The organism is Aeromonas sp. SrichE-2G (assembly GCF_017939565.1).
Lineage (GTDB): Bacteria > Pseudomonadota > Gammaproteobacteria > Enterobacterales > Aeromonadaceae > Aeromonas > Aeromonas taiwanensis.
Map to the genome: position 1 here is coordinate 311840 of NZ_JAGKRG010000004.1, position 25631 is coordinate 337470.

The 25631-nt window shown below is 63.9% G+C and carries 21 protein-coding genes and 1 pseudogene; 9 read left to right on the forward strand and 13 right to left on the reverse strand.

Annotation, left to right across the window (positions count from 1 at the left end; all coding sequences use genetic code 11):
- Positions 1-2 precede the first annotated feature (2 nt).
- Positions 3-1955, forward strand: a complete 1953-nt coding sequence (locus J9885_RS03500) for a monovalent cation:proton antiporter family protein (protein ID WP_210548108.1) — start codon at positions 3-5, stop codon at positions 1953-1955.
- Between the two features lie 28 nt (positions 1956-1983).
- Here the strand turns inward: J9885_RS03500 and J9885_RS03505 are convergent, their stop codons facing one another.
- The 5 genes and pseudogenes from J9885_RS03505 to J9885_RS03530 all read right to left on the reverse strand — a co-directional run bounded on the left by J9885_RS03505 (position 1984) and on the right by J9885_RS03530 (position 5785).
- Positions 1984-3144: a patatin-like phospholipase family protein gene (locus tag J9885_RS03505; protein WP_210548109.1), complete on the reverse strand. Its 1161-nt coding sequence runs from the start codon at positions 3142-3144 to the stop codon at positions 1984-1986.
- Between the two features lie 117 nt (positions 3145-3261).
- Positions 3262-4119 (reverse strand): alpha/beta fold hydrolase, encoded by an 858-nt coding sequence (locus J9885_RS03510; protein WP_210548110.1) that lies wholly within the window; start codon positions 4117-4119, stop codon positions 3262-3264.
- A gap of 70 nt (positions 4120-4189) precedes the next feature.
- Positions 4190-4771: a helix-turn-helix domain-containing protein gene (locus J9885_RS03515; protein WP_134695717.1), complete on the reverse strand. Its 582-nt coding sequence runs from the start codon at positions 4769-4771 to the stop codon at positions 4190-4192.
- Positions 4772-4918: 147 nt separating this feature from the next.
- Positions 4919-4993 (reverse strand): annotated as a pseudogene (locus tag J9885_RS03520) (DNA-binding response regulator); the annotation flags it as partial.
- Positions 4994-5140: 147 nt separating this feature from the next.
- Complete coding sequence (locus J9885_RS03530) at positions 5141-5785, reverse strand: response regulator transcription factor (protein ID WP_043758774.1); 645 nt, start codon at positions 5783-5785, stop codon at positions 5141-5143.
- Positions 5786-5942: 157 nt separating this feature from the next.
- Between J9885_RS03530 and J9885_RS03535 the strand changes: the two genes are divergently transcribed.
- Positions 5943-6569, forward strand: coding sequence for a glutathione S-transferase N-terminal domain-containing protein (locus J9885_RS03535; RefSeq protein WP_210548111.1), 627 nt, complete (start codon positions 5943-5945; stop codon positions 6567-6569).
- A 64-nt stretch (positions 6570-6633) separates the two neighbouring features.
- On the opposite strand, the gene J9885_RS03540 is transcribed toward J9885_RS03535, so the two are convergent.
- The 5 genes from J9885_RS03540 to J9885_RS03560 all read right to left on the reverse strand — a co-directional run bounded on the left by J9885_RS03540 (position 6634) and on the right by J9885_RS03560 (position 12110).
- Positions 6634-8745, reverse strand: coding sequence for an alpha-amylase (locus tag J9885_RS03540; RefSeq protein WP_210548112.1), 2112 nt, complete (start codon positions 8743-8745; stop codon positions 6634-6636).
- A gap of 206 nt (positions 8746-8951) precedes the next feature.
- On the reverse strand, positions 8952-10118 hold the full coding sequence (locus tag J9885_RS03545; RefSeq protein ID WP_210548113.1) for a hypothetical protein: 1167 nt from the start codon (positions 10116-10118) through the stop codon (positions 8952-8954).
- Positions 10118-10489 (reverse strand): GtrA family protein, encoded by a 372-nt coding sequence (locus J9885_RS03550; protein WP_043758782.1) that lies wholly within the window; start codon positions 10487-10489, stop codon positions 10118-10120. Before J9885_RS03550 ends, J9885_RS03545 begins: the two co-directional genes overlap by 1 nt.
- Positions 10486-11508, reverse strand: a complete 1023-nt coding sequence (locus J9885_RS03555) for a glycosyltransferase family 2 protein (RefSeq protein WP_210548114.1) — start codon at positions 11506-11508, stop codon at positions 10486-10488. Before J9885_RS03555 ends, J9885_RS03550 begins: the two co-directional genes overlap by 4 nt.
- A gap of 56 nt (positions 11509-11564) precedes the next feature.
- Positions 11565-12110 carry a hypothetical protein gene (locus J9885_RS03560; protein ID WP_042074263.1) on the reverse strand — a complete coding sequence of 182 codons (546 nt, stop codon included), beginning with the start codon at positions 12108-12110 and terminating at the stop codon, positions 11565-11567.
- A gap of 307 nt (positions 12111-12417) precedes the next feature.
- Here J9885_RS03560 and J9885_RS03565 point away from each other — a divergent pair, with 307 nt between their 5' ends.
- The 4 genes from J9885_RS03565 to J9885_RS03580 all read left to right on the forward strand — a co-directional run bounded on the left by J9885_RS03565 (position 12418) and on the right by J9885_RS03580 (position 15783).
- A complete protein-coding gene (locus J9885_RS03565; protein ID WP_210548115.1) occupies positions 12418-13185 on the forward strand; it encodes a transporter substrate-binding domain-containing protein in 768 nt (255 codons plus the stop codon).
- A 91-nt stretch (positions 13186-13276) separates the two neighbouring features.
- A complete protein-coding gene (locus tag J9885_RS03570) occupies positions 13277-14758 on the forward strand; it encodes a L,D-transpeptidase family protein (RefSeq protein ID WP_210548116.1) in 1482 nt (493 codons plus the stop codon).
- A 134-nt stretch (positions 14759-14892) separates the two neighbouring features.
- Entirely contained in the window at positions 14893-15438 is a 546-nt protein-coding gene (locus tag J9885_RS03575; RefSeq protein WP_210548117.1) for a YcbK family protein, read from the forward strand.
- A gap of 93 nt (positions 15439-15531) precedes the next feature.
- Positions 15532-15783 carry a DUF3862 domain-containing protein gene (locus tag J9885_RS03580; protein ID WP_210548118.1) on the forward strand — a complete coding sequence of 84 codons (252 nt, stop codon included), beginning with the start codon at positions 15532-15534 and terminating at the stop codon, positions 15781-15783.
- Positions 15784-15876: 93 nt separating this feature from the next.
- Here the strand turns inward: J9885_RS03580 and J9885_RS03585 are convergent, their stop codons facing one another.
- The gene (locus J9885_RS03585; protein ID WP_043808986.1) at positions 15877-16491 is read right to left on the reverse strand and encodes a trimeric intracellular cation channel family protein; all 615 of its coding nucleotides are present in this window, start codon (positions 16489-16491) and stop codon (positions 15877-15879) included.
- A gap of 134 nt (positions 16492-16625) precedes the next feature.
- Entirely contained in the window at positions 16626-17390 is a 765-nt protein-coding gene (cysZ, locus tag J9885_RS03590; protein ID WP_210548119.1) for a sulfate transporter CysZ, read from the reverse strand.
- A 212-nt stretch (positions 17391-17602) separates the two neighbouring features.
- On the opposite strand from cysZ, the gene J9885_RS03595 reads away from it, so the two are divergent.
- From J9885_RS03595 to ligA, 3 genes are all read left to right on the forward strand, one after another.
- Positions 17603-20974: an AAA family ATPase gene (locus J9885_RS03595; protein ID WP_210548120.1), complete on the forward strand. Its 3372-nt coding sequence runs from the start codon at positions 17603-17605 to the stop codon at positions 20972-20974.
- A 15-nt stretch (positions 20975-20989) separates the two neighbouring features.
- Complete coding sequence (gene zipA / locus J9885_RS03600; RefSeq protein WP_043758801.1) at positions 20990-22123, forward strand: cell division protein ZipA; 1134 nt, start codon at positions 20990-20992, stop codon at positions 22121-22123.
- A 98-nt stretch (positions 22124-22221) separates the two neighbouring features.
- Positions 22222-24228, forward strand: a complete 2007-nt coding sequence (ligA, locus tag J9885_RS03605) for an NAD-dependent DNA ligase LigA (protein WP_111896664.1) — start codon at positions 22222-22224, stop codon at positions 24226-24228.
- A 66-nt stretch (positions 24229-24294) separates the two neighbouring features.
- Here the strand turns inward: ligA and J9885_RS03610 are convergent, their stop codons facing one another.
- Complete coding sequence (locus tag J9885_RS03610) at positions 24295-25278, reverse strand: ABC transporter substrate binding protein (RefSeq protein WP_246876788.1); 984 nt, start codon at positions 25276-25278, stop codon at positions 24295-24297.
- Positions 25279-25631: the final 353 nt, after the last annotated feature.

The following is a 25631-nucleotide window of genomic DNA, read 5'->3' on the forward strand; positions in this document are numbered from 1 at the left end:
GGGTGTACACAGACGTGTTGATCCTGCTGCTGTTCGCAGTCCTGCTGGTGGCCATCTTCCGGCGCCTCGGCCAGCCGGTGATCCTCGCCTATCTGTTCGTCGGCATGCTGCTCGGTCCCCATGGGGCGGCCATCGTCACCGGGCAGGCCATGATGCAGACCATAGGGGAGCTTGGCATCGTCTTTCTGATGTTCTCCCTCGGCCTCGAATTCTCGCTGCCACGCCTGCTCGCCATGCGCAAGCTGGTGCTGGGGGTCGGCAGTCTGCAGGTGCTGTTCACCTCGTTGCTGTTTTTTCTGCTCGCCTGGTGGTGGGGGCTGAGCCTCCCCCAGTCGCTGGTGGTGTCGGGCACCCTGGCACTCTCTTCCACCGCCGTGGTGATCAAACAGCTCGGCGAGCTCAAACAGATGCATACCCGGCGGGCCCAGCTCGGAGTGAGCGTCCTGCTGTTCCAGGATCTCGCCGTGGTGCCCTTGCTGGTGATGATCCCCATACTGGCCCGGCCCGAGGTGCAGGGCAGCGCCCTCCTGGCGGAGGTGGCCTGGGCCTCGCTCAAGGGGCTGCTTGCCCTGTCGGTCCTGCTGGCGGTGGGCAAGTGGCTGCTGCCCATGGTGTTTCACGAGGTGGCGCGGGCCCGCTCCGACGAACTCTTCGTGCTCTGCACCCTGCTGGTGGCCTTGCTGGCGGCGTCGCTCACCCAGTGGATGGGGCTCTCCATGGCGCTGGGGGCCTTTCTCGTGGGCATGATGCTGGGGGAGTCCCACTATCGTCACCAGCTGGAGGTGGACATCAAGCCGTTTCGGGACGTGCTGATGGGGCTCTTCTTCATCACTATCGGCATGACCATGGACTGGACGCTGGTGGCGGGGGCCTGGTGGCAGCTGCTGCTGTGCGTGGTCGGCCTCATCCTGTGCAAGTCGCTGCTGGTGCTGCTGGCGGGGCGCCTGATGGGGGAGCGCAAGCGCGACGCCATGGCCGCCGGCATCATGCTGAGCCAGGTGGGGGAGTTCGGCTTCGTGCTGCTGGCGCTGGCGAGCCACCACGGCCTGCTGGATCACCGCCTGGTCTCCCTGCTCATCGGCATCGGCGTCATCTCCATCGCCCTCACTCCCTGGCTGGTGCTGCGGGCCCAGGGGCTGGCCCGCTCCCTCACCGATGCGTCCCTGCTCTCACGCTCCGAGGTCGCCCAGTCGGGGCTGAGCAAGCACCAGCACGTCATCATCGCCGGGTTCGGCCGCACCGGGCAGACCTGCGCTCGCTTTCTCAAGCTCGAGGAGATCCCCTTTCTCGCGCTGGATCTGGACCCCGAGCGGGTGAGCGAGGCCAAGCAGGCGGGCGAGCAGGTGGCGTTCGGCGATGCCAGCCGCCGCGACATCCTGCTGGCCGCCGGCCTGCTGCGGGCGAGGCTGGTGATCATCACCTTCGACGATCGCAAGCGGGTCGACGCCATGCTGACGCTTATTCGGGAGCTGGCGGGGGATCTCAAGGTGCTGGTGCGCACCCGGGACGACAGCTTCCTCGAACACTACAAGCAGGCCGGCGCCTTCGAGGTGATCCCCGAATCCCAGGAGGGGGCCCTGATGCTGGTCTCCCACCTGCTGGTCAATTGCGACATCCCCATCGGCCGGGTGATCCGGCGGATGGAGCACGAGCGCAGCAGCCAGTACCGCTTCCTGCACGGCTTCTACTGGGGAGGGCAGAGTGCCGGCAACCTGGAGACGGATCAGCTGCTGGAACGGCTGCACCCGGTGCTGCTGCACGATCAGGCCTGGGCGGTGGGGCGCAGGGTGCGGGAGCTCGTCCTGGACGAGGTGCGGATAAAGGCGGTGCATCGCGGGGAGCGCAGCCTGGAGCCCAGGGCGGATTTGCGGCTGTTGGCGGGGGATACCCTGGTGCTCTTCGGAACCGCCGTCGCCATGGAGCAGGCAGAGCAGCGCCTGCTGGAGGGGCGCTAGGGCCTGGTTTGCGCCAAGGCCCCGGGGCTCAGGCGCCCTCGCGCAGGCGGGCCTCCTCTTTTTGCCCGGGCAGGTCCAGAAAGTCTTCAATGCGCTGGCGCTGCGCCAGCGCATCCTGGTAGCCCAGTTTGATCAGCCGCTGGCAATAGCCGGGATCAAACATCAGGAAGCTGGCCAGGCTGCTGCTCTCCTCACCGTTGACCCCGAGCACCCGCAGCAGACGCCGCAGCTGGGTCGGGAGCCTCGGCAGATAATCGAGGGCGATGAGATCCAGATCCTGGCTCGGGCGGATGACGCAGGTCTCCACCTGGCGCAGTTTCAGGCGGCTGCGCTCCCGGGCCGGAATGAGGGAGAGAGTCTGGTTGATGCGCCCGAGGCGCTCCAGATCCGAGTTCAGGGTGTCGGAGAAGATGGTGTTGAGCAGGTGGCCGGCGATGTTGGAGCTGGTCAGGTGCCCCTGACGGGGAGTCGGATTCTCCCCGTGGGGAGAGTCCAGGGTCACCAGCAGGATCCGCTCCGCCCCCAGGTGGATGGCGGGGCTGAGCGGGCTCAGCTGGTGGATGGAACCGTCGCCATAGACCCTGTCCCCGATGGCGGTGGCCGGAAAGACGAAGGGCAGGGCGGCGGAGGCCATCAGGTGATCCGAGGTGAGCAGGGTGCGCAAGCCGCGTCGCCTGGCCCGCTCCCAGGGCTGATGCTCGGCCCGCCCCTGAAAGAAGGTGGTGGAGAGCCCGTCGTCGTAGTCGGAGGCGGTGATGGCGATCGCCTCCAGGCTGCCGTAGAGGATGTTGTCGTCGATGCGATGGTAGTCGATGAGTTGATCCAGCAGGCGGCGCAGGGGCGCGTTATCGAACAGGTGGAAGGCCCGGTTGCTCTGGGGCGTGATGAGGCCGGCCGAGCCCTGATAGAGGGTGCGCCACAGCAGCTGGCAGGGGTGAAAGTCGAAGATGTGGTGGGTCTCGAAACGGCGCCAGACCCACTCCAGCTTGCGCACCCCCAGGTGGAAGCAGGAGGCGTAGCACGCCAGTGCCGTGATGTTTAGGGCCCCTGCCGAGGTGCCGCACAGGATGGGGAAGGGGATGCCGATGTTGCGGGGGTAGAGCTCGGCCACCGCCTTGAGGACGCCGACCTGATAGGCGGCGCGAGCACCGCCACCGGTCAACAGAAGAGCTGTATTGGGTCTGGCCATGATGGTGCGCCTTATTGTGATCGCCAGGGCGGGTTGCCACCGCGCAATTTAACTATAAGACGCTGTATCGCGGATAAAAATGGGCCGCGCGCGCATTTTTTGCAGCCCGTTTTTAACTCAGTCCCGGGCGAGGGGCTGGCTCAGCTGGTCGAAGGCGGCAAAGACGGGGGGGCTCGTCAGGATGCGCCCATGGCCGAGGCCCCGGGTGCTCACCAGCCGGGTGCGGCCATCTTCCACCGCGCGCTGGGAATCCCGGTGCGGAGCGAACCTGTCCTCCTCGTCGTGGACTATGATGGCAGACCCCGCTCGGCTGGCGAGCCGGCCAAGGGGATCCACTGTGCTGAGCGGGTGCTGATATTCATGCTCTATCTCCTTGACCACCGCATCGAACAGCCGGATGGAGTAGCCGGAGCGGGCCACCATGCCGTAGAGCTGGGGCACGTAGTCGAGCACGGGGGAGATGAGCAGCAGCGGCAGCCCGTCGAGGGCGGGGTGACGGCTGCTGAGGGTAACGGCGCCCCCCATGCTGTGGGTGATGACCCCCTGCACCGGGCCGACGCGCTCGAGGATCTCGTCGAAGGCGCGCACGAAGCGGGGCAGGTGTCCCGTTTTCCCCTCGCTCTGGCCGTGGGCGGGGTGATCGTAGGCGAGCGCCGTGTAGCCCTGGGCGGCGATATGGCTCATCAGGGGATAGAACTGGCTGGCGCTGCCAGACCAGCCGTGCATCAGCAGCCAGACCGGTCCCTGGCCGAGCCGGTAGCTCATCAGGGTGCCCTCGCCGGTGTGGATGGCCTGCTGCACCAGGCCGGCCGGTGGTGGCGTATCCCTCGCGGGGCGCTGCGGAGTGAGCAGCAGCTTGCTGGCGGTGCGCCTGGCGTGGGCGGGCGCCAGGGCGTGATGCAACCGGGTGCCGAGGCCCAGCAGCAACTTGCTCGGGCTGAAGCGGCGGGTGTTGAAGTAGATCTTGCTGCTCATGATAGTCCTGTTGTTTTTATGTGCGAACGGTCGTGCTTTTTTGTCGGTTTTTAAAAATCAGTGTCGATACTCAGCGCCAGCTGGCCAGCAACTGTTCCACCTCGGGCCAGAAGTGGCGGCCCGGATCCTGGCTGAGATCCAGTGCATGGAACACCTGATCCCCCAGATAGAGGCCATAGAGGCGGTAAACCGCGCGCCAGGGATCGAGATCGGCGCGCCACTCCCCCCTGGCCTGCCCCTGCACCACCTGGCGAGCCAGGTAATCGAGCCAGAAGCGCACCAGCCGGCGGGCGGCCTGCTGGACCTCTCCCTCCTGGGCCGACGTCCAGGCGTCGAGGAACATGCAGCGTCCGGCGAAGCTCTGGTTCCAGGCCAGCCAGGCCTGCAGCAGGGCGAGCAGCTTTGCCTGCTGGGTCTGGTGCTGCTGCTGGCGCACCGGCTGGATCACCCGCTCCCGAAACACCTCGGCGGAATGGGTGAGCACGGCGATCTGCAGGTTGTCGCGGGACTGGAAGTGGGCGAACAGACCGCTCTTGGACATCTCGCAGGCGGCGGCGAGCGAGCCTATGGTCAGGCTCTCCAGCCCCTGCTGGCTCGCCTGCTCAAACGCGGTCTGCAAAATCGTGTCACGGGTCAGGCGCCCCTTGCTCATCCTGCTCTCCTTCGATGAAGAGTGGCAGCATAAAGTACGACCGTGCTATTTGTCGAGGAGCAAAAGCCGCACTCAGGGCGCCAGGGTGCGGTTTCTGGCGTCTGGCTTGCGGAGGACGGTGGTGAGATGGAGCAGCCGAGAGAAAACTCAGTCGTCCTTGATGCTCATCTGCTGCAGGGCGATGACCGCCTGGGTGCGGTTCTTGACGCCGAGTTTGCGGAAGGACATCGGGGATGTGCGCCTTTGGTACACGGAGGCTCAGTCGTCCTTGATGCCCATCTGCTGCAGGGCGATGACCGCCTGGGTGCGGTTCTTGACGCCGGGTTTGCGGAAGGACATCGGGGATGTGCGCCTTTGGTACACGGAGGCTCAGTCGTCCTTGATGCCCATCTGTTGCAGGGCGATGACCGCCTGGGTGCGGTTCTTGACGCCGAGTTTGCGGAAAATCGCGGTGATGTGCGCCTTGATGGTGGCCTCGGAGACGTTGAGCTCCCAGGCGATCTGCTTGTTGAGGCTGCCGTCCCGCAGCATGATCAGCACCTTGTACTGCTGGGGAGTGAGGCTGGCCAACTTGCTGGCGAAATCCGGGCCGTCGACGGGCTCGGGGTGGAGGGAGATACCCTCGGGCACCCAGTTGTCCCCCCCGATCACCGTATTGAGGGCGTTGACCAGCTCCTTCATGGGGACGGACTTGGGGATGAACCCCAGGGCCCCGAGGCGCAGCACCTGCTGGATGATGGCGGGATCTTCCGATGCCGAGACCACGACGATGGGCAGATCCGGATGGTGGCCGCGCAGATAGGCCAGCCCCTCGAACCCGTTGGCCCCGGGCATCTTGAGATCCAGCAGCAGCAGGTCGACGTCCGGGTGCTCGGCGAGCAGGTGACTCAGGCTGTCGATGGAGTCCGCTTCCAGCAGCCTGGCGTCGTCGATGGCCATGTGCACCGCTTGATAGAGGGCTCCCCGAAACAGGGGGTGGTCATCTGCGATGACGATGGTAAATTGGCTGTCCATTGCTCACATTGTTGCTAACTGATTGTTTTGAAAAATCAAACTAGCACTGCTCCCCAGGTGGGTCAAACCCGCGGGTGCGCAAATGTGAGGCGGCCATCGGATGTCGTGCCTGCCTGGCCGATACCGGGTCATGAACAACCCATGCAGGAGGCAATAGATGGGATCTCTGGTATTGACGGTGGGCACGGGCTCCACCTGGGCGATGAGGGCCGCACTGGTGCTGGCCATGAGCGGTCTGGAGTGGCAGGAGCAGGTATTCGATCTGGAGGATGCCAGGGCGCTGCAACGGCTCAAGCGGGTGGCGCCGGCCGGCCTGGTGCCCTGGCTCGATGACGGGGCGCTGCGCATCCACGACTCCCTGGCCATCGCCGAGTACCTGCACGAGCTGTGTCCGGAGCGTCGCCTCTACCCGACCGATCGGGCCGAGCGGGCGCTGGCCCGCAGCCTGTGCGCCGAGCTGCACGCAGGCTTTGGCCAGATCCGCAGCCTGCTCCCCTTCTTCCTCGGCGCGCCGACCCAGAGCGAGCCGCCGGTGGAGACCCTCGGCGAGCTGGCCCGGTTGCAGACGATCTGGTCCCAGGCCAGGGGCGCCTTCTACTTCGACGAGGCGGGCATCCTGGATGCCTTCTATGCGGTGATGGCCTATCGGCTGGCGAGTTACGGCATTCTGTTGCCCGGTCAGGCCGGCGCCTATCAGCAGGCCCTGCTGGCCTGGCCCCTGTGGCAGGAGACCCTGCTCAAGGCCCGCCTGCAGTGGCCGGTGGTGGCCCGTCACCCGGAGTAACCGGCGGGAATGGAACGAAAAAAGGGGGGAGCTCATGGCTCCCCCCTTTTGCGTGTACTCAGCCTTATTTCTGCCGGCCGGCAAAGACCACCACTACCTTGTCCTCCCCTTTCTCCCGCACGAAGCTGTAGGGGGTATCGGAGATCTTCTGGTGGCTGCCCGCCGCAATGGCCGGATGGGCGGCGCGGAACTGGCCGAGGCGCTGCCAGTGTTTGACCAGCCCGGCCTTCTCGCCGCTCTCCAGCTCCTGCCAGTTCATGTCCGAGCGCACGCTCTGATCGAACACGCCGCCATCCTTGGCGAGCCCGCGTCCCGACTCGTCCCCGTAGTAGATCTGGATCCCCCCCGGCAGCATCATGAAGCTGCTCGCGACCCGGCGCTGCAGTGGCACGTCCTGGTAGTCGCCGAAGAAGAGCTTGGTGTCGTGGGAACTGATGTAGCTCAGCACGTTGAACTCGGGATCCTGGTTGATGCGGCTGGCGTAGCCGGCATAGGTGGGTTCGGCGCCGGCCATGCACTGGGCCTGGGGCAGGGCGAATTCACGCTGGTAGTCGAAGTTGATCAGGGAATCGAAGCCGTTCTGATACCAGAAGTCCTTGGCGACCCCGTGATCCCACACCTCGCCCACCATGTAGAAGGGGAGGTCATCGAGAGCCTTGTCCGGGTTGGCGGCCTTCCACTCCTTGAGCGCGGCGGTGCCCGCCTGCTTGAGCTTGGCCCAGACCGCGGGCTCCAGGTGCTTGACGGTGTCGGCCCGGAAGCCGTCGATGCCAAAGCGGCGCACCCAGTCGGTGTGCCAGGCGATGAGGTAATCGCTCACGGTGGCGTCGGGCAGGGCCTTGGCCCGCGTGTCTTTTTTCGCGGCCAGCAGCGGCGGCAAGCCCACCGGTCTGGTGGATTCGGTCAGAAAGTCCGGCAGCCCGGCCACCGAGCCTGTGACGTCGTCGGTGCCGGGTTGCGGGTAGCCGGGCAGACCGGCCCGCACCCAGTCGGGCCCCCACCACTTGCTCCACTCGCTTGACTGGTAGTCGATAAACTGGTTGTAGCCATGCCAGTTGAGGCCGCCGCTCGGGCGCCATTCGTTCCAGCGGGTCGGCAGCTTGCCGGTGTTCTGGGTGAGATCGGTGAGCCCCAGATCCTGCAGATCCGCCAGGGTGGCGTAGCCCGCGTGGTTCATCACCACGTCCAGGATGATCCGCATGCCGCGCTTGTGGGCCTCGTCCACCAGGGTCCTGAGGCTCTCCTCGTCGCCGTAGTTGGGGTCAATCCTGGTGAAGTCCAGGGCCCAGTAGCCGTGGTAGGCATAGAAGGGGAAGTTGCCCTGCTCGCCGCCGCCGATGAAGCCGTGAACCTGCTCCACCATGGGGGTGATCCAGATGGCGTTGATGCCGAGCTGCTTGATGTAGTCGAGCTTCTCGGTCAGCCCCTTGAAGTCGCCGCCGTGCCAGGTGGCCACCTCGTCCTGTCCATCCTTCTGGCGGCCGAAGCTGTGATCATTGGCCGGATCGCCGTTGTGGAAGCGGTCGGTCAGCAGGAAGTAGACACTCGCCTGATCCCAGCTGAAGGGGGCGGCCTTGGCGGTCTTGACCGGTTCGAGCAGCAGCAGGCCGTCGCTCTCCTTGCTCGGCGTCAGGGTCACCTTGCCGCCCTTAACCACGACTTCCTGTCCCGAGTAGGCGTCCCGCAGCCGGGTGCCGTCTGGCCAGACCCCCTTGAGTAAGGTCGTCACCGGGCCGCCATCCCAGCTGATGCAAGGCTCTTCCGGGGGCTGGCGTTTGAACTCGCTCTTCTTGGTCGCCCGCAGCACCTTGAGGCTGGGGGTATCCGGGTTGAAGGTGAACTCGTAGTCCCCCGCCAGCATCACCCTCAGGTTGAAGCTCGCCCCCTTGCTGCACTTGTCCATGGGCTGGGCGGTGCCGAAGGGAAGCGGCCTGGCCTCGGTCGGCCCAAAGCTGGTGCCGCAGCTGTTGCCGGCATCGCTGATGCGGATCTGGTGGCTGCCCTTGTCCAGCCTGTGGGTCAGGGTGACTGTGCCCTTGTCCAGCGTCAGCGCCCCGGCCACCGGCTTGCCATCCACGTGGAGATAGACCTCGGGGGCGGCCATCGCCTGACCGATGAACAGTGGTGTGGCGAGCACGGCAAGCCACAGGGATGATGGACGAAGGGTGGGACGCATAGGCCATTCCTTGAGCAGAGTGTGGAGTTCGAGTTCCGTTGAGGCACTCATTCTAGGGGGCATGACGGCGGGCTTGGACGGGCAAGATGCCGATTTGTGACGTCAGTTCAAATGGTTACGTTTTCAAGAATGGAAAAATGTGAGCGGGATTCGCGCCCATGAAAAAAGCCGGTCAGTGGACCGGCTTTGTGGGGGGCGGGGGAGCGTCACACGGTGAAGAACTTGAAGTTGACGAAGGCCACCGCGATGAAGGAGGCAACCATGCCGCTGATGCAGAGCACCGCCGGGCGGATGGCGGGCCAGCGATGGGCCATCAGTATGATAGCCAGCAGGGTCGGGTAGAGGCCGAACATGTAGCGGGGCATGGCGTTGAGGCCCGTCATCAGCGGTATGGTGCAGCAGATGAACATCAGGGTCGCCTCGGCCCAGCGCTTCTGGCTGAACAGGTAGCCGTTCAGGCACCAGCCGAAGATCACCATGATGGAGAGGTAGGCCTTGCGACCGCCCAGCTCGAAGCCGCTCAGCCACCAGTCCAGCGGGCTGTCCATGTAGCGGCCCCAGGCGACCTGGATGTGCTTGAAGGCGAACGCATCCCCGGTCAGATGGTAGAGATAGACCATGTAGGAGAAGAGGCCGAGGGGAATGAGCCAGAGGGTGAACACCACCTTGAAGGCCCGCTCGGTGAAGCGGAAGAACTCGCGCCAGCCGTAGGCCTGCAGGGCCAGGATCAGCACGGGGAACACCATCATGACCCCCAGATTGCGGGTCGCCGAGATGAAGACGCCGAGGAAGGCCACCATCAGCCACTGCTCGCGATAGGCGAACAGGAACATGCCCAGCATCAGCGCCATGAACATGGACTCGCCATAACCGGAGACGAAGTAGGCGGAGAAGGGGGAGAAGGCCAGCAGCCAGACCCCGAAGCGGGCGGTCTCGTCCCCCAGCTTGAGCTGGCGCAGCACCAGCAGCATCAGGGGCAGGCTGATGAAGAAGGCGACGTTGGTCACCAGCATCAGGCCGAACAGGCTCTCCATGTTGAGCAGGCTGGAGATCCCGCCGGCGAGCATGGGATAGAGGGGCATGAAGGCCCAGTTTGCCGCATTGCCCTTGCTCAGCCAGCGCGGGTAGAGGTCATAGCCGTTCTCGATGATGCGCTGGAACCAGACGCAGTCGAACTGGCAATAGGCCTGCAGCGGCCCGATGTCGGGTGCGCCATAGAGCTGGACACCGAAGTAGCCCATGCCGTACAGGGCCACCCGGCTCAGTACGAAGGCGGCGACGATCATCAGCCAGTCGCGGCCGCTGATGCGCAGTGACGGGCGATAGGGGAGAGCAGCCCCGGTTGGCGGGGCAGTATTGGTCATATCATTCATCAGGCAAATACCCAGACGCGGGAGAGTATGTAGGTGAGGATGGTCACGGTCAGGGTGGCGATCACCACCGGCAGCAGGCCCTGAAGCCCCGCAAACAGCAGGCCGCTCAGGATCAGGTTACGCACCGCCAGGGAGAAGAGTGCGACCAGCAGGAACTTGCTGGCGGCACCCTGCTTCTGAAAGGTGATGTAGCGGTGACCGAAAAACGAGAACCAGAACGCGACGGCGAAGGCCAGGGTCGTGACCAGGTGCTCGGAGATGCCGGGCCAGGTATGGAACAGGGCGACCGAGGTGCCCAGATCGACGAGGGTGGCCCCCCCGCCGACAAAACCGAAGCGCACCAGCCGCCAGAATTCCTCGCGGGAGATCATCGGGACGCAGGCTCCTGCTTGTCTGCATCCGGCTGCGCGGCAGGCGCCTGCGGCTGCTCGGCATCCTGGCGGGCATACTGGCCGTAGACCCCCTCGATGAGGTAGACGGGACGCTGCTTCACTTCCACGAACATGCGGCCGATGTACTCGCCGATGATGCCCAGCGACAGCAGCTGGATACCGCCGAGGAACAGCACCACCGACATCAGGGAGGCGTAACCCGGCACGTCGATGCCGAAGAAGACCACCTGGGTGACGATCTTGAGGATATAGAGGAAGGCGATGAAGGAGACGCCGACCCCCACATAGCTCCAGACGCGCAGCGGCCAGCTGGAGAAGCTCATCAGGCCGTCGAGGGCGAAGTTCCACAGCTTCCAGTAGTTGAACTTGGTCTCGCCGGCGTGGCGGGCGGGGCGCTCGTAGGGCACGCCGACGGCGCGGAAACCGGCCCAGGCAAACAGCCCTTTCATGAAGCGGTTGCGCTCGGGCAGCTGCTTGATGGCCTCGACCACCTTGCGGTCGATGAGGCGGAAGTCACCGGCGTTTTCCGGCAGCTTGGTGCTGGTGGAGAGGGCGTTGAAGAAACGGTAGAAGCCGCCGGCGGTCAGGCGCTTCATGGGGGTGTCGGCGCTGCGATCCACCCGGATGCCGTAGACGGTGTCATAGTCACCGGTCTGCCACAGCTTGACGAATTCCAGGATGAGGGCCGGGGGATCCTGCAGATCCACGTCCATGGGCACGATGGCATCACCTTTGGCATGGTGCAGACCGGCGGTCATGGCCGCCTCCTTGCCGAAGTTGCGGGCCAGGTTGACCAGGGTGACGCGGGGATCGCGGGCGATGGCCTGTTCGACCACGTCGCGGGTGCGGTCGCGGCTGCCGTCGTTGACGAATACGATCTCAAGCCGGTCTTTGAGGGGGGCCAGTTCGTTGTCTATCGCGCTGATGAAGGCGTCTATGCTCTCTTCCTCGTTATAAACGGGCACGACCAGAGAGAGTCGAAAATCGGCATGCGACATGGAAACTTCCTTATTGAAAGAATTATTTTATAAAACAGCGTGTTGAGAATTCAGCTTCACTGCGCGACGGTCAGACGCACCGACTGGACGTTGAGCGGTGTCGGGGCGGAGAGCGCCAGGAAGTTGGGGTGCTTGGGATCGGCGGTCAGGGAGTCGCCCGGCAGGCTGAGGCGGATCTCGTTGATGCCCGCCTTGGCCAGTTTGACCGTGGTGGTGAAGTCGTGACCCAGGGCTACCTTCAGCAGGGCGCCGGCTTCGGGGCTGTTGATCCTGGCCTGGATGGTGAGCTGCTCCGGCTGGGCCTGCTGCTTGGGCAGCACGAAATAGAGACCGCCCTGACCACTCAGTTCGGTGCCTTGCTCGCTCGGCTTCTTGGCCCAGCCTTCGCTGGAGAGGAAGCGGCTCGGCTTGGTCAGGTTGAGTTCGTTACCCGGCTGGTAGGTCATGCTGGAGTTGTGCTCCCAGAAGCGGGTCTTGCCTTCCAGGTAATAGAGCTTGTAAGCCAGGCTCACGTTGGGGTGAGCGGCCAGGTAGAGGGTGTACAGATAAAAACCGCTCAGTGCCAGGATGGCAGCCAGAAAACCGAACTTTTTGTAGGTCATATTACTCACTCGACGCCTGACAGATGGGTAGGCAGATTTCGCGCATATGCTAATCCAATTGCAAAAAAAGCATAGTGGATCACAAAAATATATTTGCTCACATATTAACCCTTGATATCCCTGTACTCCAAGAGGCTTTGGGGCCGTTTGTCACCTGGGTTTGTCGCCCTTTCTGCGGGGCCTCCCGCCGGCCCGGGGCTTGGCCGCCTCAGGCAAATGGCTGAAATTATCGATTGCTGTGGCAGGATCTGTCGCCATTTTGGGCGGCCACCATTAAGATGGCTCGTCCCGCTGTCAAGGATGACCCATGAGACTGCTATCTCTGTGCGTGCTCTGCTGGCTGCCCCTGCAATCCCTGTGGGCGCAGTCCCTCTGTCCTGTACCGCTTCGCGTCGGTTTCGATGACTGGCCGCCCTATCACTATTACCAGCAGGAAGGGGAACACCGTCAGTTGCGCGGGTTCGCTATCGATTACCTCAACGCCGTCTCGGCCCGGCTGGGATGCCGCCTCCACTATGTGGAGCTCCCCTGGAAGCGGGGACTGCACGATCTGGAACTGGGCCGGCTGGACATCCTGATGGAGGCCTACTTCTCCGACGACAGGGCGCGCTATGCCTGGTTCTCCATTCCCTACAATCCCGGCCGGACGGCGCTCTGGGTGCGCAAGCCCGATATGGGTGATGAAATGGATCTGGGTCGCTGGCTGGACCGCGGGCATCGGCTGGGGGTCACCCGGGATTACTACTATGGCCCCGACATCGCCGAGCAGCTGCGTCGTTATCCTGATCGGGTGAGCGCGGTCAACGATGTGCAGAATTACCGCAAGCTGGTGCTGGGACGGATAGACGGGTTTCTCGGGGATAGTTTGGCCACTTCCTGGGGTCTGAAAAAAGAGGGGCTGTCGGACAAGGTGGTTCCCCATGCCATGGGGATTTACGAGACGCCGACCTCTTTCATGCTGAGCAAGAAGACGATATCGAGTGAATTTGTGCAGCGATTCAACCAGGCGATCGTGGCCGTGGGCGAGAGCGGGGAGCATGAGCATATCTGGCGTCGCTACACCTCCGTGCGCTAGCAAAGTCGCCGGCATTCACGCATCATGGGCACCTGACCGTCGCGCCTGACAGGCCGAATTGAACCGATTTGAGGCAAGCGTGGTAAGAAGCATGGGTAAGAAGTATTGGTTGGCATTGGCGAATCTCATCTGGCTTGGCTGCTGGCCGGCCAGCATGGTTCAGGCAAGCCCCGAGCAGGCGGTGGTGGCCAGTCCCAGCATTCAGCATGACTGGTATCAGAACAGCACAGCGGAGCAGGCGCGTCACGAGCTCGAACAACAGCTGCAGGAGGCGGTGCTGGCCCAGCTCCATCCCGACTTCTACCGGCTCTGGCAGCGACTGCAGAAGGCCCCGGCGGATCGGCGCGGCGCCCTCTATGACGAAGCCTTTGGCAAGCTGGCCCGTTTCCAGCAAGCCTGGCGGGCCATGGATCTGGTCGCTCGCGAGCAGATGCAGACCCTCAAGCTCGATCTGAACCAGCCGTTGGCCCACGAGCCCGTGGGCGACAACCTGCTGGATCAGGTCAAGCAGCTCAGACCCCAGGTGGCGGAGTATGACGCCGTGCGCGAGGAAGTGCGCAAGTTGCTGGCCATGCCCATGGCCAAACGCTGGCCCAACCTGGAGATGCCGACCCTGAGGGCTGGCGAGAGTTCGGCTGAGCTCGGCCAGATCCGCACCATCCTCAACGAGCTGGGGGATGGCGCTCCCGCCCATCAGGATGCCCTCTACGATGCGGACACCGAACAGGCCATCAAGCAGTTCCAGCGCCGCCATGGCCTGACCGCCGATGGCATCATTGGTCGCCAGACCCGCACCTGGCTCAATACCGGGCCCGAGGTGCGCGCCAGTCTGCTGCTGCGCAACCTGTGGCGCCGGGATCTGGTGGATCACCTCGCCGGCCGCTATGTGCTGGTCAATATCCCGGATTACCGCCTGAGCGTGGTGGAGTCCGGCAGCGAGGTCTTCACCAGCCGGGTCATCGTCGGCAAGGAGCAGCGGGCCACCCCTATACTGGCGAGCGAGATCCGCTCCATCGTGCTCAACCCGGCCTGGCACGTGCCGCGTTCCATCCTGAGCAAGGACATCCTGCCCAAGCTCGGGCGCGATCCTGCCTATCTGGATCGGGAACAGTTCGAGGTGATCGACGGCGAAGGCAACCCGGTACAGTTCAGCGAAGATGGCTGGCACCAGGCGCTGGCTTCCGGCTTCCCCTACCGGTTGCGGCAAAAGCCGGGGGATCACAACGCCCTGGGCCGCTACAAGTTCTACCTGCCGAACAACGACGCCATCTACCTGCACTCGACGCCGCGCAAGGCGCTGTTCGAGCAGGGGGCCCGCGCTTTCAGCTCGGGCTGCATCCGGGTCGAGCACGCGGACGATCTGGCGGAGCTGCTGCTGGCGGACTCCCGCTATCAGCCTGACAAGGTGGCCAACATCCTGAAAGAGACCCAGACCAAGTGGCTGCCCCTGACCAGCCCGATCCCGGTGTTCACCGTCTACTGGAGCAGCTGGATCGATGAAGAGGGTCGCCAGCAACTGCGCAACGACATCTACGGATTCGACAGAGTCAGCTATCAGAGTCGCTTGTTGTGATCCTCGCCACAGAGTGAACAGCCCGGCCTGCGCCGGGCTTTTTCATGGGCGCTTGCGGTTTGACAGGGCTTTTCCCGGCAGGTAGTTTCGGCCTCTGTATGACTTTCATTCACCATGAGATGGACGGACAACGGATGCTGGAACAAGAGATGAGCCGACGCCGTCTGCTGCTGGGAGCCGGCTGCCTGATGGGCGCCAGCCTGCTGTCGTTTCCGGCGCAGGCGAGCCGCAGCACCTCGGGGCGGGAGCTCAGCTTCTTCAACCTCAATACCGGCGAGCGGGTGCGGGCCAGTTATTGGGAAGATGGCCGCTACCTGAACGACGGGCTGGCGGAGCTCAACCACATTTTCCGCGACTATCGTCGCAATGAAGTGTTCAACATCGACAGGAAGCTGTTCGATCAGCTGTTCCTGCTGCAGCACAAGCTGGGCCACAAGGGGGAGATCCAGCTCATCTCGGGCTACCGTTCCCCACGGACGAACGACCAGAAGCGGCGCAAGAGCCGCGGGGTTGCCAAGCACAGCTACCATACCCTGGGCCAGGCGGTGGATGTGCGCATGCCCGACGTGCAGCTGGCCCATCTGCGCAAGGCGGCCCTGAACCTCAGGGTCGGCGGGGTGGGTTACTACCCGTCTGACAACTTCGTGCACCTGGATACGGGCCCCGTTCGTAGCTGGTGACGGCGGTTGAGTGGTGTCGTATGCCGCTGGTGGGCGCTGGCAATGAGGGGGTTTCAGCTGCTAGGCTCTGGACTCCAGCAAGAGGAGAGAGAGATGAAGCAGATTTTGATCGGGGGAATGATCGCCCTGCTGCTGACCGGTTGCAGCAAGCTCAATCGCGAGAACTACGAGAAGCTGAAGGTCGGGATCAGCTATGCCGAAGCGAGCGCCATCCTCGGCAAGGCCGAGCGTTGTGACGATGCCCTCGGCACCACCAGCTGCATCTGGGGGGGAGAGGGCAAGAACATCAAGATCCGCTTCATCGCCGACAAGGCGACTTTCTTCAGCTCCGAAGGGATCAACTGAGCCAGATTTTCATGAGCTCAGCCAACAAAAAAGCGCCCTTTGGCGCTTTTTTGTTGGTCGTTATCCGGGCGATGTGGCCAGAAACTGGCGCGCTCAGTGGGCCGCGTACTGGTAGTTGAAGGTGGGCAGCCCCCACTTGAAACGCACCGCCAGCAGACGCAGCACGAAGCCGATGCCGATGGCGCCGAAGGCGGCCCAGTCCGCCGGGATCCCCTGATCCAGCGCGAAGCAGTAGAGGGCGGCCGTCACCAGGGAGACGGCGGCATAAAGCTCCCGTTTGAACACCAGCGGGATGCGCTGGCACAAAAGATCCCGCAGCACGCCGCCGAAGACGCCGGTCACCACGGCCATGATGCAGGCGATGCCGGCCCCGTGCCCCATCTCCAGCGCCCGGGCGGCCCCGAAGATGGAGAAGACCACCAGTCCCAGGGCATCCAGCGCCAGGAACAGCTTGCCGAGGTAGCGCATCAGCGGGGCAGAGATGACCCCGGCCATGGCGGCGCCCGCCACCAGCAACACGTATTCGGGGTGTTCCACCCAGAGCAGGGGATAGTGTCCGAGCAGCACATCCCGGATGGTGCCGCCCCCGATGGCCGTCGCCGAGGCGATGATCACGACGCCAAACAGATCCATCCGTCGCCGACCCGCCGCCAGCGCGCCCGTCATTCCTTCGGCCACCAGGCCCAGCAAGAAGAGTGCATGTAACATGAGATATCCCAGGGTGCGAGAAAGGCCCGCATCCTAACAACCCAGTGTTGGTGCGGCAAGCAAACTCATACATGCATTAGATTAAGTAATGAAAAGGGGGCTTTCGCCCCCACTTTTTATCATGGTTGCCCAGGTCAGCGGCGCAGTTGCTCTGCCCGGTACTGATCCACCCACATGGCGGTGGCGCCGCAAATGGCGACCGGCATCACGAAGAGGTTCACCACCGGGATGGCGGAGAAGAGGGTGACCAGGGCACCGAAGCTCAGGCACTTGCCACGGCGCTGCTTGAGGGCGTCGCGCATGGTGATGAAGTCGATCTTGTGGTTGTCGAACGGATAATCCACGTACTGGATCGCCATCATCCAGGCGCTGAACAGGAACCAGAGCACCGGCGCCAGGGTCTGGCCCACCACGGGGATGAGGAAGAGGATCAGGCAGCCGATGGCCTTGGGCAGGTAGTACTTCAACTTGGTCCACTCGCGGCCGAAGGTGCGCGGCACGTCCTTGACCACGTCCAGCATGCCGGTGTCGTTCATGGTTTCGCCGGTGAGCACCTGCTCCACCTTCTCCGCCAGCAGGCCGTTGAAGGGGGCCGCGATCCAGTTCGTCACCGAGCTGAAGATGAAGGAGAACACCACCAGTATGGTGACGAGGGCGATGGGCCACAGCAGGTAGTCGAGCCAGGAGAGCCAGGACGGGATCTGCTGGTGCAGCCAGGCGAACAGGCCGTCCAGCTGCAGCAGCAGGGCGTAGAAGGCGCCGGCGAACAGCACCACGTTGACCAGCAGGGGGATCAGCACGAAGGTGCGGATGCCGGGCTGGCGAATGAGGGAGAAGCCGCGCAGGAAGTAGTCCGCGCCGCTGACAGAATCTTTGACCATGTGGGGTGATTGGCTCATATGAGCTCCATCAATGAATGGGGAAAGTGCCAGCATATTACAAACAAGCCCTTGATTTGGTAAAGTCGCCGACTATTCCTTATCGCTTGCCCGTTGCGACTGCGCGCCGGGTATTGAGGGGACGCCGCCTGCAATGACAGGCAAGGCCGGGTCTGGATTTGGTAAGATCTCCTGCTCGCCTCCTCTTTATTTCGTGACCCACATAGGCCGCCATGCGTCTGAAATTGATCAAACTCGCCGGTTTCAAGTCGTTTGTCGAGCCGACCCGCATCGAGCTCAACGCCGACATGACCGCCGTGGTGGGCCCCAATGGCTGCGGCAAATCCAACGTCATCGACGCCGTGCGCTGGGTGCTGGGGGAGAGCTCCGCCCGCCACCTGCGCGGGGAAAACATGACGGACGTCATCTTCAACGGCTCCATCAACCGCAGCGCACACGGCCGCGCCTCGGTGGAACTGGTGTTCGACAATCCCCACAACCGGGTGCCCGGCGAATTCGGCCGTTTCACCGAGATCTCGGTGCGCCGCGAAGTGCTGCGCGACGGCTCCAACCACTACCAGATCAATGGCCAGAAGTGCCGTCGCAAGGACGTGACCGACCTCTTCCTCGGCACCGGCCTCGGGCCGCGCAGCTACGCCATCATCGAGCAGGGCACCGTCAGCCGGCTGGTGGAGTCGCGCCCCGCCGATCTCAAGCTGTTCATGGAAGAGGCCGCCGGGGTCTCCCGCTACAAGGAAAGGCGCCGGGAGACCGAACAGCGCATCCGCCATACCCAGGAGAACCTGGAGCGCCTCGGCGACATCCGCGGCGAACTGGGGTCGCGCCTCGAACACCTCAAAGCCCAGGCCGAGACCGCCGAGCGCTACAAGCAGCTCAAGAGCCGTTCGCGCGCCGCCCGGGCCGAGCTGATTGGTTCCGAACTGTGGGCGCTGGAGACGCGCCTCGGGGAGGCCAAGAGCGAGCTGGCCCAGGCCGAGCAGGCGCTGGCGGCCCTTGATGCCAAGCGCACCTCGGACGAAGGGCGCCACGTCACTCTCTCGGTGGCCCGCCAGGAGGCGCAGGCCGAACAGGCGAGCCGCCAGCAGCAGATATTTCTCGGCGGCCAGGCCATCGCCCGTCTCGAGCAGCAGCAGTTGCACCAGACCGAACTCGGTCGCGACTGGCAGGCGAGGCGCCAGGCCCTTTACGAGCGCATCGAGGGACTTAAGACCCAGCTGGCGAGCCAGCAGGATCAGCTGAGCGAGGGGGCACTCAAGGCCGAGGTGGAGTCGGCGCGGCTCGAACAGTGTGAGCAGTTACTCGCCGACCAGCAGGGCGTGCGCGCGGCGGCCGGTGAGCGGCTCGAGCAGGCGCGCCAGCGTCAGCAACAGTGGCAGCAGCAGCTTGGCCAGCTGCAGGGGCGGCTCAACCAGACCCGCACCGAGGTGAACGGTCTGCAAGAGCTGCAGGCCAAGACCCGGCTGGCCCGTCTCAAGCTGGAGGATGAACAGGCCGGCCCCCTCGGCGGGGAGGAGAGCCTGCAACCCGCCCTCGATGCGCTGGCGGCGGAGCTTGCGCTCTCCCGCGCCCGTCATGAGGAAGCCGAAGCGGCGTGGCAGGCCGGCGTGGCCCGTCACGAAGGGCTCAAGGCCGAGCTGGGTCGCCAGCAGGGCTCGCAGCGGGAGCTGGAGGCCCGCCTCGCCACCCTGGATCAGATCCTGGGGGAGCAGATGGCGGGCGCTACCCTGGCGGATCGGCTGCAGGTGGCCCCCGAGTGGGCCCAGGCCCTCGACAAGGTGCTCGGCCGCTGGCTCACTGCAACGCCTGCGGACGAGTGCAATCTGGCGCAGCCCGGGCTCTGGATTGGCCCGGCCCACCCCGCCGTTCCCGGCACCCTGGCGGCCCGGCTAGGTGGCGAGCATATTCCGGCCTTCCTCAATGCCATCTGGTTGGCACAGAGCCGGGAGGAGGCGCTGGCTCGCCTGCCCGAACTCGCCGCCGGTGAGTCGTTGCTCACTCCCGCCGGGGACTGGTTCGGCCCGAACTGGGCGGATCTGGGTGAGGGGGGCGCCCTCGGCACCCTGGCGTTGCTCGGCGAGCGTGAGCGGTTGCACACCGAGCAGGCCGCGAGCCGGCAGACACAGGTTCAGCTGGACAGGCAACTGGCGGAGGCGGATGCCACCCGGGCCCAGCTGCACGGCGCCCATGAGCTGGCCCAGCGTACCCTGCGGGAGCAGGAGCAGCAGTGGCAGCAGCTGCGCGAGGCCTGGAGTCTGCAAGAGGGGCAGCGCCAGGCGCGCATGCAGCGCCTCGGCCAGCTGGGAGAGGAGCTGACCCGGCTGGATAAGGAGCAGGCCGAGGAAGCCGGACGCCTGGACGCCGCCAGGGCCAGGCTCGAGCTGGACGAGGCGACCCTGAGCGAGCAGCAGGAGCAGGGGGAGGCGCTGGCCGAGGCGCTGTTGCTCGCCCAGGAGCAGGTGAGCGGAGCGGAGCGGGGGCTGGAAGAGGCCCGCCTGCGCCGGGAGCAGCAACAGGCCAGCTGTCAGCGGTTGCAACTGGAGCAGCAGAATCTGTCCCAGCTCATCGCCGTGCGGGAGCAGGAGCTCTCGCGCCTCGGGCTGGAACTGACCGAGCTCAAGGAGCCGGGGGCCGATCCCGGCCAGGATCTGACCCCCCTGCTGGCGGAGCAGCGCAATCTGGAAGCGCAGCAATTGGCCTGCCATCAGCGGCTGGCGGAGCTGGAGCGCCAGTTAGGGGAGCTGGAGCAGGCCAGAGGTGCCGATCACAAGCAACTGGTGCAGATACAGGAGAAGCTGGCAACCCTGCGTCTCGAGCGCGAGCGCAACCTCACCCGCCGGCAGGGGCTGCACGAGCAGTTCGAGGAGCTGGGGGTGAGGCTGGTGGATCTCGATCAGGCCGTGCTGATTGCCGCCGATCGCGGCAAGCTGCGCCAGGAGATCCAGACCCTGGAGGCGCAGGTGGAGGCGCTTGGTGCCATCAACCTGGCGGCGCTGGAGGAGTACGAAGAGGCGAAAACCCGCTCGAGTTACCTGGAAAACCAGTGCCAGGATCTGGAGCAGGCCCTCGACACCCTGAGCCAAGCCATTAAAAGAATTGATAAAGAAACACAAATACGCTTCCGCGACACTTTCGATAAGGTCAATGAAGATTTAAAATCCCTGTTTCCAAAAGTGTTTGGGGGAGGCAGTGCCTGGCTTGAGCTGACCTCGGATGATCTTTTGGAGGCCGGAGTGAGCATCATGGCAAGACCTCCGGGCAAGAAGAATGCTACCATTGCCCTGCTTTCCGGGGGGGAGAAGGCGCTAACCGCCCTTGCGCTGGTTTTTGCCATCTTCAGACTCAATCCAGCACCATTTTGTCTGCTGGATGAGGTGGATGCACCGCTCGATGAAGTGAACGTCGGTCGCTTCTGTTCTCTTGTCAAAGAGATGTCGAGCACAGTACAGTTCGTTTACATCAGTCATAATAAGGTCTCCATGGAGATGGCCGAGCAGTTGGTTGGCGTCACGATGCAAGAGCCCGGGGTTTCGCGCATAGTGTCGGTCGATATCGGTGAAGCCGTCGCTTTGGCTGAGCAAAACTAGAAAGAGAAGCAGCTAATGCAGGAATTGCGTTACATCTTGGTTGCCCTGGGCGGTATTGCCATCGCGGCATTGCTCATTCACGGGTTGTGGAGCAACAGAAAAAATCGTCAGGCACCGATCAAGGAAAAACCCCTGGGTCGGATGGAATCCAAGTCGCGGGAACGTGACAACGATGCGTTTGACAGCGATGGTATCGGTCAGGTGCGCGTGGTCAGTGGTGGTCGTCGTGCCGAGCCCAAGCTGCGTGGGGAAGAAGCCCGTCAGCCAGAGCCCCGCCGTGTCGCCCCCGCGCCCGCCTTCGATGACGAAGATGACGACGCCGATCTGCCGCCTCCCGTGGTGCGCAAACCCGCCGCACGTCCGGCGCCGCAGCCCGTCTATCAAGAAGAGGACGAGTACGAGGAGCCGAGTGCAGAGCCTGTCGAAGAGGCGCCTGCCGCCCCGGTGCGCAAGCCTGCCCAGGTGATCCGCCGCACGCCGGTGCACCGTTCCCGTCCTCAGCGCGAACCCATGATGCAGCCGCTGGATGAAGAGCCGCTGGTGGAGCCTGCCTATGCCCAGGCACCGACCTTCGGTGCTCGCGAGGCCGCTCCTGCGCCGCAGCAGGCGCCCCGCTATGCCCAGCCTGCCCCTGCGTATGAAGAGCCCGCCTACGATGACGAGCCGGCCTACGAAGAGCCGATCCGCGCGGTCGAGCCTGAGCCTGCTCCCGCCCCGGTCGAGAAGATCTGGCAGGACGTTTACGTCATCAACCTGATGGCGCGTCCCGGCCACGATCTGCAAGGGGCGACCCTGCTCTCCTCCCTGCTGGCGCTTGGCTTCAAGTTTGGCGAGATGGACATCTTCCACCGCCACGAGGATCTCGGCGGCAAGGGTGAGGTGCTCTTCTCCATGATCAACATGGTCAAGCCGGGCACCTTCAACCCGTACCGGATGGAGCAGTTCAGCACCCCGGGTGTGTCGCTCTTCATGCAGCTGCCCCTGCGCAGCAACGCGGCCTTCGCGTTCGAGCACATGTTGCAGGCGGCCGATCAGCTGGCCAGCGATCTCGATGCCATGCTGACCGACGCCTCGCGCAGCCCGCTGAGCGACGACGACATCGCCCGCTATCGCCACGAGCTGGCGGCCTACGAGGCCAGCCGCGACTGATGCGCTCCTGGCGTTGACCATGAAAAGTGCGGTACCCCGGTGCCGCATTTTTATTTGTGCCCCAGACTGAATGTTCCATCACACTTCGAGACTCTTCCATGAGCGATACCCTCTCCCGCCACCGTCAACTGTGTGAACTGCTCACCGACTATGGCTACCAGTACTATGTGCTGGACAAGCCCACTGTACCGGACGCCGAATACGATCGTCTGATGCGTGAACTGCTTGATATCGAGAAACAGCAACCTTCGTTACGAACTCCTTCTTCTCCAAGTCAACGTGTTGGAAGTGCACCTTTGCCTGAGTTCCGGCAAGTGACACATGAAGTTCCTATGCTCAGTTTGGATAATGTCTTTAATAATGAAGACCTTGATGATTTTGTTCATCGTATTGAAGGGCGCTTAAAGTCGACTAGTACTTTGAAGTTTTGTTGTGAGCCAAAGCTGGATGGACTTGCAGTTAGCTTGCTGTATGAAAACGGAATATTAGTTCAAGCCGCAACTCGTGGTGATGGCCGAGTTGGGGAGAATATTACTGACAATGTTCGAACTATTAGATCTGTCCCCCTGGCTCTTCAGGGTAAGGATTGGCCTGTACGTTTGGAGGTTCGTGGCGAAGCCTTCATGAGAAAGAAGGATTTTGTTGATCTGAACGAACGAGCATCAGCGTCAGGTGAGAAAGTTTTTGTCAATCCACGTAATGCTGCTGCAGGGAGTCTGAGGCAATTGGACTCTCGAATTACAGCCAACCGCCGTTTGAGTTTTTATGCCTACGGCGTCGGAGTTGGGGGCGACGCCCTAGGGGATTCCCACTACGGTCGCCTGATGCAGCTCAAGGCCTGGGGCCTGCCGCTCAGCTCCGAGGTGAAGCTGAAAGAGGGCGCCGCCGGTTGCCAAGCCTTCCACGACGACATCCTGGCCCGCCGTGGCGAGCTCCCCTACGAGATCGACGGGGTGGTCTACAAGGTGGACGACATTGCCCTGCAAGGGGAGCTCGGCTTCGTGGCCCGCGCCCCGCGCTGGGCCACCGCCCACAAGTTCCCGGCGGAGGAGGAGATGACCCTGCTCGAGAACGTCGAGTTCCAGGTCGGCCGCACCGGCGCCGTGACCCCGGTCGCCAAGCTCAAACCCGTGTTCGTCGGCGGCGTCACCGTCTCCAACGCCACCCTGCACAATGCGGACGAGATCGCGCGCCTCGGCGTCATGGTCGGCGACACCGTGATCGTGCGCCGGGCGGGGGACGTGATCCCGCAGATCGTGGCCGTGGTGGAGGCCCAGCGCCCGGCGGATGCCCGGGAAATCCTGTTCCCGACCCAGTGCCCGGTGTGTGGCTCCGCGGTGGAGCGGCTGGAAGGGGAGGCGGTGGCCCGCTGCTCCGGCGGCCTGTTCTGCGAGGCGCAGCGCAAGGAGGCGATCAAGCACTTCGCCGCCCGCCGCGCCATGGACGTGGACGGTCTCGGTGACAAGATCGTCGAGCAGCTGGTGGACAAGGGGCTGGTGAAGACCCCGGCGGATCTGTTCAGCCTCAACGCCATCCAGCTGGCCGGCCTCGAGCGGATGGGGCAAAAATCTGCCCTCAACCTGGTTGCGGCCATCGATGCGGCCCGCAGCACCACCCTGCCACGCTTCCTGTTTGCCCTCGGCATCCGCGAGGTGGGGGAGGCGACGGCGCTGAACCTGGCCAACCACTTCCTGACCCTGGATGCCCTGCGTGCGGCGTCCGTGGAGCAGCTGCTGGCAGTGGCGGACGTAGGCGAGGTGGTGGCCAAGCACGTCTACTACTTCCTGCGTCAGCCCCACAACGTGGAGGTGCTGGAGGCCCTGCTGGCCGCCGGCATCCACTGGCCGGCCATCGAGAAGAAAGAAGCCGCAGAGCAGCCGTTTGCCGGCAAGACCTTCGTGCTGACCGGCACCCTCACCCAGCTCTCGCGCAATGACGCCAAGGCGGCGCTGCAGGCGCTCGGTGCCAAGGTGGCGGGATCGGTGTCGGCCAAGACGGATGTGCTGGTGGCCGGCGAGGCGGCGGGCTCCAAACTCGCCAAGGCCCAGGAGCTCGGCATCACCATCTGGACCGAAGAGGAGCTGCAGCAGGCGCTGCAGGGCTGAGGCGCTCCCCCTCGCACTTGAAAAGAACCCGGCCTTGTGGCCGGGTTCTTTGTTTGGGGCGGCGCGTCACTCACGCCAGAGGATCTTGTAGCGCCACTTGTCGGGCAGGGTGAGTTGCCAGCGGGCGAGCTCCCCCTTGCTGAAGACATATTCGCCGCGCAGGGCGGCGCGCGGTGCCAGGGTCCTTGGCTGGGCCCCCGCCAGGATGGCATTGACCAGCTCGGCTGCCTTGGCCCCCTGATCGCGGCCATCCAGCACCAGGCCGCCGATGGCCTTGCCCTTGCCCACCGTAAACTCCCAGAAACAGAACAGCGGCACCGGGCTGTGGGCGCTGGTCCACGCCAGCACCTGCTGCTCGTCCACGTGCCTGCCCTGATCGTCGGTGAGGGTGTGATAGAGGCCGACGAAGATGGCGTCATGGCCACTCTGCCTGGCGCCGAGCACGGCCTCCTGCCACAGGCCGTAGTTGCCGATCAGCTGGCTGTTGACCAGGGTCTGGCCGATGCGCAGCTCGGTCTGGCTCCTGAACTCGTCCTCGATGGCGGTGAGGGAGACATTGCTCGAGTCGAACAGCACCAGTGCCTTCTTGATCCCCCCCATCATCTGGCTCATCTCGCTGATGTTGCGCTTGAGCAGGGGGCGCTCCAGCACGCCGGTGATCATGGGATGGCCGACCAGCCCCTTGTGGCGCGGATTCTCGTTCATGCCGAGAAACACCACCGGGGTGCCGAGCGCGGCGATGTCTCTGGCCAGGTAGTTGATGGCGTTGTCATCGCCGAGGATCACCAGATCCGGCTTGCTCTGCCGGTAGTAGGCGAGCGCCTGCTCGGCGATCCGGTCGAAGTCGTCAGGAGAGCGGCGCTTGGTGTCCATGTAGAAGTAGTCGAAGCGGTGGTGGCCACCCAGGTGGGCCTCCAGGCTGGCGCTGTAGCTTCTGTCCCACAGGTATTCGGGGTGGTAGCTGCTGATCACCAGGATCTCGGCGGCCCACAGCCGCAGCGGGAGGGTGCACAGCAGCAGTAACAACAGCCGCAAGGGAGGGTTGGTCATGTCGCTTCCAGATGGACAGGGAGAGTCGTCACCCATTATGTCCATTTTGGTGCAGCGCTGTCCCGGTCAACTACTGTCGGAGGGGGAATTCTTTTTCTGGCCGGGCGGAGGAGGCGCCAGCCCGCCCCCCGTCTGGGGTTGGCTCAAAAAGCCCCTTTTGACGCTGGTTGTGAACTGCCCCACTCCTCCCAAAACCTGTTCTGGATCAAGAAACAGGGTATCGCTTTGGTGCCTAATAGCCCCCACATATAGGGGTTTGTGCAATAAAAAACACCCATATGTTGTGTTGTTAAGCTGTGTATAAGTCGTCACCCTCTCAGTGTCAGCCCAGGTGTTGCAAGCCCCGGCTGATT